Origin of the sequence: Mycobacterium sp. (assembly GCF_036273375.1) — a bacterium.
Lineage (GTDB): Bacteria > Actinomycetota > Actinomycetes > Mycobacteriales > Mycobacteriaceae > Mycobacterium.
Genome location: NZ_DASUHS010000126.1, coordinates 1 through 7,901 on the forward strand (window position 1 = coordinate 1; position 7,901 = coordinate 7,901).

The window sequence follows — 7,901 nt, forward strand, 5'->3', positions numbered from 1 at the left end:
CGTGCGCCAGGTGCTCGACGTGCTCGACCCGGTGCCGGATCCGCTGCCCGAGGACCTGCGCGCGAAACTCGGCCTGGTCTCCGAAGACGAGGCGTTGCGCGACATCCATCTGGCGGAGAGCGAGCCGCGGCGGCAGCGGGCCCGTGAGCGCCTGACCTTCGACGAAGCCGTCGGCCTGCAGTGGGCGCTGGTGGCGCGCCGCCACGGCGAGTTGTCGGAGTCGGGGCCGCCTGCGCCGCCCCGTCCGGACGGTCTGGCCGCAGAGCTGTTGGTGCGCTTACCCTTCGAGCTGACCGCGGGGCAGCGCGAGGTGCTCGGCGTGCTGTCCGACGGGCTCGCGGCGACCCGCCCGCTGAATCGGCTGCTGCAGGGTGAGGTCGGCTCCGGCAAGACGATCGTCTCGGTGCTGGCGATGCTGCAGATGGTTGACGCCGGATATCAGTGCGCGCTGCTGGCGCCCACGGAAGTGCTTGCTGCGCAACATCTCCGGTCGATTCGCGACGTGCTCGGTCCGTTGGCGATGGCGGGCCAGCTGGGCGGCGCCGACAACGGGACCCGGCTGGCGCTGCTGACCGGTTCGATGACCGCCGCCCAGAAGAAGCAGATCCGCGCCGAGATCGCCGGCGGCGAGGTCGGCATCGTTGTCGGCACCCACGCACTGCTGCAGGATGCGGTGGAATTCGACAACCTGGGCATGGTGGTGGTCGACGAACAGCATCGCTTCGGTGTCGAGCAGCGAGACCAACTGCGGGCCAAGGCCCGTCCCGGGGTGACGCCGCACCTGCTGGTGATGACGGCGACGCCGATTCCGCGCACCGTCGCGCTCACCGTGTACGGGGACCTGGAAACCTCGACGCTGCGCGAACTTCCGCGCGGCCGCCAGCCGATCACCAGCAACGTCATCTTCGTCAAGGACAAGCCGGCGTGGCTGGGCCGGGCCTGGCAGCGCATCACCGAGGAGGTGGCCGCCGGCCGCCAGGCCTACGTGGTGGCGCCGCGCATCGACGAGAGCGACGACCCGGGTGATCAGGAGCAGAACGCCAAGGCGCCGGAGACCGCCGAGGGCCTGTACGCCCGGCTGCGCTCGGGTGAGCTGGCGAATCTGCGCCTGGGTCTGATGCACGGGCGGCTGTCGGCGGAGGAGAAGGACGCCGCGATGGCGGCCTTTCGGGCCGGCGAGGTCGATGTGCTGGTGTGCACCACCGTCATCGAGGTAGGCGTCGACGTCCCCAATGCCACCGTCATGTTGGTGATGGACGCCGACCGGTTCGGGATCAGTCAGTTGCATCAGCTGCGCGGCCGGATCGGTCGCGGCCGGCATCCGAGCCTGTGCCTGTTCGCCAGCTGGTCCGCGCCGAATTCGCCGGCCGGCCGGCGGCTGCGCGCGGTGGCCGAGACGCTGGACGGCTTCGCCCTGGCCGATCTCGACCTCAAGGAACGCCGAGAGGGAGATGTGTTGGGCCGCAACCAGTCCGGGAAGGCGATCACGTTGCGGCTGCTGTCCCTGGCCGACCATCAGGAGTTCATCGAGGCCGCCCGGGATTTCTGCGTCGGGGCCTACACCGACGAGCGCTCGAACCCCGGCTTGGCCGTGCTGGCCGCGCGCTTCACCGACACCGACCGCATCGAATACTTGGACAAGTCGTGACCGCCGGCGACGATGCAGAGCGCAGCGATGCTGAGGAGCGGCGCAGGTGAACCGCAAAGTATTGCTGTGGCTGGCCGCGGCGGCGGTGCTCGCGTTGCTGGTGGCCTACCAGACGACTGCGTCCTCGACCGCACGACATTCCGCCGAATACGCTGCGCGCGCTGACGTTCCGACGGTCCAGCCCGGCACCGATGTGCTCGGGGGCATCGCCGTCGTGCCCCTGCGCCTGCACCGCTACGACTACCTGCGGTCGGCATTCGGCGACGCCTGGGACGACGACAACGACGCCCCGATGGGGCACAACGGATGCGACACCCGCGACGACATCCTCAACCGCGATCTCGTCGACACGACCCACGTGTCGGTCAAGCGGTGTCCGGACGCCGTGGCCACCGGCACTCTGCACGACCCGTACACCAACAAGACCATCGCGTTCCAGCGTGGCCCCAAGGTCGGCGAATCCGTGCAGATCGACCACATCGTCCCGCTCGCCTACGCCTGGGACATGGGCGCCTACGGCTGGCCCGCCCCCGAGCGGCGGCGCTTCGCCAACGATCCCGCCAACCTGTTGGCCGTTGACGGGCAGGCCAATCAGGACAAGGGCGATTCGCCGCCGGCGCGGTGGATGCCGCCCAACGCGGCGTTCGCATGTCAGTACGCCATGCAGTTCATCGCGGTGCTCCGCGGCTACTCGCTGCCGGTGGACCAGGCGTCGACCGGCGTGCTGCGTCAGGCCGCGACGACCTGCCCGACGGGGTAATGGGCTACGAGCCTTCGTAGGTCTCCGGGTCCGGGCGCAGCCGAGTGCCGTCATTGAGCGCGTTGATCGCATCCATGTGCTCATCGGCCAGCTCGAAGTCGAACACATCCAAGTTGGACGCGATGTGCTCGGCATTGGCCGACCGGAAGACGACCGCATTGCCCAGCTGCAGGTTCCACCGCAGCAACACCTGCGAGGCGGTCTTGCCGTATTCACCGGCGACCGAATTCACCGTCGGGTTGTCGTTCAGCTTGCCCAGCGCCAGCGGTGTGTAGGACTGCGTGAGGACGTTGTGCTCGGTGTTGGTCTTGCGCAGCGCTTCTTGGTTGAGCAGTGGGTGCAGCTCGATCTGGTTGACCGCCGGGGTGACGAAGGTGAGGTCGATGACCGTCGTCAGGTGCTCGTCGGTGAAGTTGGAGACGCCGATCGAGCGGGCAAAACCATCCCCGCGCGACTGAATCAGCCCGCCGAAGGAATTCACGTACGTCCCCAGCGACGGGGCCGGCCAGTGGATCAGGTAGAGGTCGACGTAGTCCAGGCCGAGGCGCTCCAGGCTGGCGTTGCAGGCGTCCATCGCCCCTTTGAAACCCTGGTCGGCGGTCGCCAGCTTGGTGGTGACGAACAGCTCGGCGCGGGGAATCCCGGACGCGGCGATCGCGCGCCCGACGGCGGCTTCATTCCCATAGACAGCGGCCGTGTCGATCAGGCGGCAGCCGACCTCCAGCGCAGCCGACACCGCGCGTTCGGTCTCGTCGTCCGACAATTCCGCGACGCCCAGGCCGAGGGCCGGGATCGTGTTTTCGTCGTTCAGAGCAATTGAGGGTAAGGCGGAGCCCGACTCGCCGGCCAATTCATTCACCTGCCTGTGAAATTGAAGGTTCAAGATTGTGCACCGAGCCGGGTTCCGTCATCGAGCGACGATATCGACGCCATTCGGCGCCGAGTTCGAGGCGCTCAGTTCGATATCGAACACGTCGAAGTTGCTCGCAATCCGATGAAAGCTCACCGACTTGGGGATCACGATATTACCGAGTCTGCAAAAGCGACCTAAACAAGACCTGGACGGGTGTCTATCCGTGCCGTCGGCACCGGGCACGCCACCCCGTACAGTTGGTCGCGCGGCACACCGGTATCGGCAGCGGGTCAGCCGGTCTTCCGCGAAATGCGGCGAGGCCGGTGACGTCGATCCGCCGGTAACCGACGACGGCGTCCGCCCGTTTGGTGGCCGCCGGGGCCGGTAAGCCTTGAGAGGCGACGGGCGGCGGGAACGATAACCGTTCGTCGTCGAGCGTTAGCACCTGTTGTCGTAAGGGGGTTGTTCATGACCAGGCCTCTGTCAGGCGCGCCGGGAGTTCAGTTTGGAGCCGAACACACGTCGGTGCCGCTGGCCAGCCGCATCCAGGGCGCCATCACCAGTGTCGGGACCAAGGTCATCCCGTGGATCCCGACCGCGCTGCGGCGAGGGCTGGTCCGCAGTCGTTCGGTCATCATCGACGGCAACACGCTGGATCCGACCTTGCAGCTGATGTTGTCGGGCCTGCGCGCCGTCGGGATCGACGGGCTGGTAGTCGACGACGACGCGCAGTCGTCGCGCACCCAGCTGCGCGAACAGATCGTGGGGTTGCCCGGTCCGCAGATCCACGTCGACGTCGACGAGCTGTCGCTGCCCGGTCCGGCCGGCGAGATCCCGGCGCGCCACTACCGTCCTGCCGATGGCGCGGCCGCGCCTCTGCTGGTCTTCTACCACGGTGGCGGTTGGTCGATCGGTGACCTGGACACCTATGACGCGCTGTGCCGGCTGATCTGTCGTGACGCCGGCATCCATGTGTTGTCGATCGACTACCGGCTGGCCCCCGAACATCCGGCCCCGGCCGCCATCGAGGACGCATACGCGGCGTTCACCTGGGCATACGAGCACGCCGGCGAGCTCGGCGCGATTCCGGGACAGGTCGCGGTCGGCGGGGACAGCGCCGGCGGCAACCTGGCCGCCGTCGTCAGCCAGATAGCGCGCGACGAGGATGGCCCCGCGCCGGCGTTGCAATGGCTGATCTATCCGCGGACCGACTTCACCGCGCAGAACCGGTCGCTGACCCTGTTTTCGCGCGGCTTCGTGCTGACCAAACGGGACATCGACTGGTTTGAATCCCAGTATCTGCGGCGTTCGGATTTGGATCGGACCGATCCGCGAGTATCACCGGCGCTGGCCGAATCACTGACCGGGCTGGCGCCCGCGCTGATCGCGGTCGCCGGCTTCGATCCGTTGCGCGACGAAGGCGAGAGCTACGCCGAGGCGCTGCGGGCCGCCGGGATCGCGGTCGACCTGCGGTACCTGGGTTCGCTGACCCATGGCTTCATCAACTTGTTCCCGCTGGGCGGCGACAGCATGGTGGCGTGTAGCGAGCTGATTTCGGCTCTCCGCGCACACCTGAGCCGGGTCTGATTCGTTGAGCCGCCGGCGCCGGTAACCTAGAGGCGCTTTGTCCGATCGCTTTGTCCGCAAACGGACAGACCGACAACTCGTACCGAAAGATCAGGGAACCTGTGGCCGACAAACCCAAACGTCCCCCGCGATTCGACATGAAGTCGGCCTCCGGCGGCAAGTCGAGCCGACTCGTCCAAATCGGCGGCACCGCATTCGTGGTGATCTTCGCGGTCGCCGTCGTCTTCTACATCGTCACGTCGCACCACAAGAAGACCGGCCCCACCGGCGCCGGCGATACGGTGCGGGTGACGTCGAGCAAGCTGGTCACCCAGCCCGGCAGCAGTAACCCCAAGGCCGTAGTGACGTTCTACGAGGACTTCCTGTGCCCGGCCTGTGGCAACTTCGAGCGCACCTTCGGCCCGACGGTCTCCAAGCTCATCGACATCGGCGCCATCGCGGCGGACTACTCCATGGTGTCGATCCTCGACAGCTCGCGGAACCAGAACTACTCGTCGCGCGCGGGTGCCGCGGCGCTGTGCGTCGCCGACGAATCCCAGGATGCGTTCCGGCGCTTCCACTCCGCGCTGTTCAGCACCGACATTCAGCCGAGCGAAACCGGCAAGACCTTTCCGGACAATGCGCGGCTGATCGAACTCGCCCGCGAGGCGGGTGCGGTGGGCAAGGTGCCGGACTGCATCAACAGCGGCAAGTACCTGTCCAAGGTCACCGGCGAAGCCGCGACCGGGCATATCAACGCCACGCCGACCATCAAGATCAACGGCGACGACTACGACCCCTCGACACCCGATGCGCTGGTCAACAAGATCAAAGAAATAGTGGGCAACATTCCGGGCATCGACGGCGCGGTCGCGCCGGCCTCCATGTGACCGGTGCGGTGTCGACAGAAGCCGCCGATCCCATCGGCGACCTGACGCCGGATCCGGCTACGGCGGCGCGGGTGCCGGCGCTCAGCGCCTGGTGGGTGCTGATCTCCGGTCTGATCGGCCTGGTCGCATCGATGACGTTGACGGTCGAGAAGATCGACATCTTGCTCAACCCGTCGTACGTGCCGTCCTGCAACATCAACCCGATCTTGTCCTGCGGCTCGGTGATGATCACCCCGCAGGCGTCGCTGCTGGGCTTTCCCAACCCGCTGTTGGGCCTGGTGGCCTTCACCGTGGTGGTCGTCAGCGGCCTGCTGGCGTTGACGAAAGTGGCTTTGCCGCAATGGTATTGGGTGGGGCTGACGGTCGGCGTGACGGTCGGCGCGGTGTTCGTGCACTGGTTGATCTTCCAGAGCCTGTATCGGATCAACGCGTTGTGCCCGTACTGCATGGTGGTATGGGCGGTCACCATGTCGCTACTGGTGGTGGTCGCCTCGATCGCCTATCGCCCGGTATCGCAGCGTCGGCAGGCCGGTCCTGGGTGGGTGCTTTTCCAATGGCGGTGGTCCATCGCCGCACTCTGGTTCACCGCGGTGTTCTTATTGATCATGGCGCGGTTCTGGGACTACTGGTCGACGCTGTTGTAGGTATCTGCAGGTGACCCGGATCATTGGCGGCGCGGCCGGGGGCCGGCGCATCGCGGTCCCGCCGCACGGCACCAGGCCCACCACCGACCGCGTCCGCGAGTCGCTCTTCAACATCCTGACCGCCCGCCTGGAGCTGTCCGGCCTCAAGGTGCTGGACCTCTATGCCGGTTCCGGCGCACTGGGATTGGAGGCGCTGTCCCGCGGCGCAGCCGCCGCGCTCTTCGTGGAGTCGGACCCACGCACCGGGTCCGTCATCGCGCGCAACATCGAAACCCTGGGTCTGCGGGGCGCGACGCTGCGCCGGGGTGCGGTGGCGACGGTGCTGGCGGCCGGGACAGCGGCCGCATTCGACCTGGTGCTGGCCGACCCGCCCTACGACGTCGACGCCGCCGAGGTCGAGGCCGTGCTGGCCGCGTTGCGCGCCCATGGCTGGGTGCATGACGGCAGCGTTGCGGTGGTGGAGCGGGCGGCCGGTGGTGCGCCGCTGAATTGGCCGGCCGGCTGGTCGGTGTGGCCCCAACGGGTTTACGGCGACACCCGTCTCGAGCTGGCCGAGCGTCATTGACGTAGGCGTGTACCGTCGTTCGTCATGGCGCCGCTCCTCAGCATCGCTTCGTCCCCCGCAAGCGGGCGGTACCCCCACTGCATCGTCTCGACGCGCGTCATGAACGCCGATGTGCGGAGACCGTCCCCCTGTGTCGGAGCGCCCGCATGACCGGCGCGGTGTGCCCGGGGTCGTTCGACCCGGTGACGCTGGGCCACATCGACGTCTTCGAGCGCGCGTCGGCCCAGTTCGACGAGGTGGTGGTGGCGGTCCTGACCAACCCCGCCAAGAAGGGCATGTTCGACCTCGACGAGCGGATCGCGATGATCAACGAATCGACGACGCACCTGCCCAACCTGCGGGCGGAAGCCGGGCAGGGCCTGGTCGTCGACTTCGTCCGGTCGCGCGGTATGACGGCCATCGTGAAGGGGCTGCGCACCGGCACCGATTTCGAATACGAGTTGCAGATGGCGCAGATGAACAAACACGTCGCAGGCGTGGATACCTTTTTCGTCGCGACGGCCCCGCGCTATTCGTTCGTGTCGTCATCTCTGGCCAAAGAGGTCGCGATGCTCGGTGGTGACGTGTCGGAACTGCTGCCCGAACCGGTCAATCGCCGCTTGCGCGAGAGGGTTTCGGACCGATCCTGAAACTGGCCGGTCGACGCGTGAAGCGGTGATCTGCGATGGTTTTGTCAGGCGGTGAAAACGCGTGCGTACGCGGCCGCGCAGCGGCTACCCGATCAAAGAAAAGCGGGTTTGCTCGTCGGCCTCGATATTCACGATGCGCCAGCAGCGCATATCGACGACGAATTCCTCTGTGTCCCAGCCTGGTTGGGCTTCTATCCGATGTCGGCGATGGCCGGCCGGCGGTGGCCAGCCTAGTTGGTTGTCGGTGGTGGTTGCGGCTGGAAGGGTTCGTACCACCACCAGTCGGCGCGCTCACCGGTGGGCCCGGGACACGGCGTGACGGCGGGCGGGGGTTTAGTTGGTGGGC

9 protein-coding genes and 2 pseudogenes are annotated in these 7,901 nt (G+C 67.1%); 7 read left to right on the plus strand and 4 right to left on the minus strand.

Annotated features, from left to right (window positions below):
• Nucleotides 1-1,648, plus strand: a 1,648-nt coding sequence (gene recG, locus VFW69_RS12200) for an ATP-dependent DNA helicase RecG (protein WP_526501540.1), incomplete at its 5' end; no start/stop codon positions are given.
• Between the two features lie 46 nt (nt 1,649-1,694).
• A complete protein-coding gene (locus tag VFW69_RS12205) occupies nt 1,695-2,408 on the plus strand; it encodes a GmrSD restriction endonuclease domain-containing protein (protein WP_526501542.1) in 714 nt (237 codons plus the stop codon).
• A gap of 4 nt (nt 2,409-2,412) precedes the next feature.
• On the opposite strand, the gene VFW69_RS12210 is transcribed toward VFW69_RS12205, so the two are convergent.
• Together VFW69_RS12210 and VFW69_RS12215 are read right to left on the minus strand one after the other, a co-directional pair.
• Nucleotides 2,413-3,258, minus strand: a complete 846-nt coding sequence (locus tag VFW69_RS12210) for an aldo/keto reductase (protein ID WP_526501554.1) — start codon at nt 3,256-3,258, stop codon at nt 2,413-2,415.
• 29 nt (nt 3,259-3,287) lie between these two features.
• Nucleotides 3,288-3,478, minus strand: a pseudogene (locus VFW69_RS12215) (aldo/keto reductase); the annotation flags it as partial.
• A gap of 251 nt (nt 3,479-3,729) precedes the next feature.
• Here VFW69_RS12215 and VFW69_RS12220 point away from each other — a divergent pair.
• From VFW69_RS12220 to rsmD, 4 genes are all read left to right on the plus strand, one after another.
• A complete protein-coding gene (locus VFW69_RS12220; RefSeq protein WP_526501544.1) occupies nt 3,730-4,848 on the plus strand; it encodes an alpha/beta hydrolase in 1,119 nt (372 codons plus the stop codon).
• A 101-nt stretch (nt 4,849-4,949) separates the two neighbouring features.
• Nucleotides 4,950-5,717, plus strand: coding sequence for a DsbA family protein (locus VFW69_RS12225; protein ID WP_526501546.1), 768 nt, complete (start codon nt 4,950-4,952; stop codon nt 5,715-5,717).
• Complete coding sequence (locus tag VFW69_RS12230) at nt 5,714-6,361, plus strand: vitamin K epoxide reductase family protein (protein WP_526501548.1); 648 nt, start codon at nt 5,714-5,716, stop codon at nt 6,359-6,361. The genes VFW69_RS12225 and VFW69_RS12230 overlap by 4 nt, the downstream gene beginning before the upstream one ends.
• Before the next feature lie 10 nt (nt 6,362-6,371).
• Nucleotides 6,372-6,926: a 16S rRNA (guanine(966)-N(2))-methyltransferase RsmD gene (rsmD, locus tag VFW69_RS12235; protein ID WP_526501550.1), complete on the plus strand. Its 555-nt coding sequence runs from the start codon at nt 6,372-6,374 to the stop codon at nt 6,924-6,926.
• A gap of 27 nt (nt 6,927-6,953) precedes the next feature.
• Here the strand turns inward: rsmD and VFW69_RS12240 are convergent.
• Nucleotides 6,954-7,058, minus strand: a pseudogene (locus tag VFW69_RS12240) (hypothetical protein); the annotation flags it as partial.
• A gap of 14 nt (nt 7,059-7,072) precedes the next feature.
• Here VFW69_RS12240 and coaD point away from each other — a divergent pair.
• On the plus strand, nt 7,073-7,555 hold the full coding sequence (gene coaD, locus VFW69_RS12245; RefSeq protein WP_526501552.1) for a pantetheine-phosphate adenylyltransferase: 483 nt from the start codon (nt 7,073-7,075) through the stop codon (nt 7,553-7,555).
• A gap of 230 nt (nt 7,556-7,785) precedes the next feature.
• Here the strand turns inward: coaD and VFW69_RS12250 are convergent.
• Nucleotides 7,786-7,901 (minus strand): hypothetical protein (locus VFW69_RS12250; protein WP_526501556.1); only part of this gene is annotated, 116 nt, incomplete at its 5' end.

Bases quoted from the DNA above. Each gene is read 5' to 3' on its own strand.
- coaD (WP_526501552.1), top strand. From the start codon at position 7,073: ATGACCGGCGCGGTGTGCCCGGGGTCGTTCGACCCGGTGACGCTGGGC.
- VFW69_RS12220 (WP_526501544.1), top strand. From the start codon at position 3,730: ATGACCAGGCCTCTGTCAGGCGCGCCGGGAGTTCAGTTTGGAGCCGAA.